At 63.7% G+C, this 2,315-nt stretch carries 3 protein-coding genes; all 3 read left to right on the top strand.

The window, feature by feature from the left end:
* The first annotated feature begins 127 nt into the window (after positions 1-127).
* Positions 128-337, top strand: coding sequence for a membrane protein insertion efficiency factor YidD (yidD, locus tag ACHHTY_RS11990; protein WP_395494406.1), 210 nt, complete (start codon positions 128-130; stop codon positions 335-337).
* A 17-nt stretch (positions 338-354) separates the two neighbouring features.
* Positions 355-2,025: a membrane protein insertase YidC gene (gene yidC / locus ACHHTY_RS11985; protein WP_395494405.1), complete on the top strand. Its 1,671-nt coding sequence runs from the start codon at positions 355-357 to the stop codon at positions 2,023-2,025.
* A gap of 87 nt (positions 2,026-2,112) precedes the next feature.
* Positions 2,113-2,315, top strand: a 203-nt coding sequence (locus ACHHTY_RS11980; protein WP_395494404.1) for a Jag N-terminal domain-containing protein, incomplete at its 3' end; no start/stop codon positions are given.

The raw sequence follows: 2,315 nt of genomic DNA, 5'->3' as shown, positions 1-2,315 counted from the left end.
ACCGAGGATCGGTTCCCGGGGGATCAGAAAACCGGCGCCGGTTGAGCCGGCCCCGACGATGGCCCCTTTCCCGCCGGCCGGGCTGCTGACCGCCTGGCGCCTCCCGGCGGCCGGGGTGGAAACGGTTTTGCGCTATAGCTGCCTGGCCGGGGTGCGTTTTTACCAGTTGGTCATCTCTCCGCTGCTCCCGCCCAGTTGCCGCTTCACCCCGAGTTGTTCCCAATATGCCCTGGAGGCGATCTCCCTGTATGGCGTTCGCCGCGGCGGCTTCCTGGCGCTCAAGAGAATCCTGCGCTGTCATCCCTTCAGCCCCGGTGGTTTTGACCCGGTCAAGTAAAGGAAACTCATTCTGTCATGGATAATTATCGCGCCCTTATTGCCATTGTCCTCTCGATGGCGGTCCTGTTGATTTACCAGTTTGTCTTTATGCCTGCCTCCCCGACCACCACCGCGCCGCCTCCGGCCCCCGAACCCCTGGCCGCCGCGCCCGAGTTCGGGGTCCCGGGCGAGGCCGTGGCGCCGGAGCTGACCGCCCCCGGCCAGGCTCCGGTGGATGTCGCCACCCTGGCGGCCCGGGGAACGAGCCGGGAGATCACGGTGGAAACCGACCTTTACACGGCGGTGATCTCCGAGGCCGGCGGGGTTCTCAAGAGCTTCCGGACCAAGGAATTCCGCGACACCGTCGATCCTCGCTCCGCGGCCAAGGACCTGGTCCGCACCGACCAGGAAGACGGCCTGCCCCTCTTCTTCTCCTGGGGGGTTGAGCCCGGCCGGGCCGAAACCCTCCACTTCGCGGCCGACCAGGAGGGCCGGCTGCAGGTCAATCCCGGCCAGGAGCGCACCCTGACCCTGCGGGCCGTCTCGCCGCTGGGGCTGGAAATTGTCCGCACCTACACCTTCCGGGACAATGACTACCGGATCGCCCTGGCGGTGGACGTCCACAACCGCGGCGAGGTTCCCCTCCAGGGCGCTCCCTATCTGACCCTTGTCAACCGCCCCTTCAGCGACGGCGGCGATCCCCTGGAGCACTTCCTCTTCACCGGGCCGACGGTGCTGGTGGACAACGAGGTCAATCAGGTCAAGGTCAAGGACCTGGCCGGGGAACGGGCCGGGCGCAGCTTCACCGGCCGGGTGAGCTGGGCCGGCTACAACGATTCCTACTTTCTGACCAGCATCATCCCCCTGGGGGTTGAACAGTCCACCGCCCATTTCTCCTCCCGCCGCGACGACCTGGTCACCACGGTGCTGGCCTCGGCGGTCGATATCATCCCCCCCCAGGCCAGCCAGCGCTACGAATACCTGGTCTATTTCGGCCCCAAGAAGCTTTCCCTGCTCAACGAACTGGGCCACGAGCTGGGCCGCTCGGTCAACTTCGGCTGGTTTGATTTCCTGGCCCGGCCCACCCTCTACCTGCTCAACTTCCTCCATGGCCTGGTGGGCAACTACGGCATCGCCATCATCCTGGTGACCATTCTGATCAAGATCGCCTTCTGGCCCCTGACCCACAAGGGTCTGAAATCGATGAAGACGATGCAGAAAATCCAGCCCAAGATGCTTAAGCTGCGGGAAAAATACAAGGATGACCGCCAGCGCCAGCAGCAGGAGATGCTCAAGCTCTACCAGACCTACAAGGTTAACCCTTTGGGCGGCTGCATGCCGATGATCCTGCAGATTCCGGTCTTTTTCGCCCTTTACAAGGTCCTGCTCCAGTCCATTGAACTGCGCCACGCCCCCTTCATGCTCTGGATCAACGACCTTTCGGCCCCGGACCGGCTCTACATCGGCTTCGATATCCCTTGGCTGGGCGGCATTCCGGTGCTGACCCTGCTGATGGGGGCCAGCATGTTCATCCAGCAGAAGATGACCCCGATCAGCGACCCCATGCAGGCCAAGATCATGATGTTTCTGCCGGTGGTTTTCATCTTCCTTTTTCTCAATTTCGCTTCGGGCCTGGTCCTTTACTGGTTCATCAACAACGTCCTGACCATCGCCCAGCAGTACATGATTTATCGTCAGAAAGATTAGCCGCCGCCGGGCGGCGGGCCGCCCCGGCCGATGGCGCCGGGGACCGGTCGCCGTTCACCGGCGGCCAGCAGCAGGGAGCAGCCGCAAATGAGTGCTTCGATGGAATATAAGGGCGACGATGTTGAAGAGGCGATTGTCAACGCCTGCACCGCCCTGGGAGTGGTCCGGGAGGATCTCGATATCCAGGTGATCCACACCGGATCGGCCGGTATTTTCGGCCTGGGCCGCAAAAAGGCGGTGATCCGGGTGAGCCTGCGGGCCGCCGCCGAGCCGGCCCCTGAGCCGGCCCC

Origin of the sequence: Desulfurivibrio nitratireducens (assembly GCF_044068515.1) — a bacterium.
Classification (GTDB): domain Bacteria; phylum Desulfobacterota; class Desulfobulbia; order Desulfobulbales; family Desulfurivibrionaceae; genus Desulfurivibrio.
Note: the sequence above shows the minus strand (reverse complement) of the source record. Positions and strands in the feature narration are given on the sequence as shown.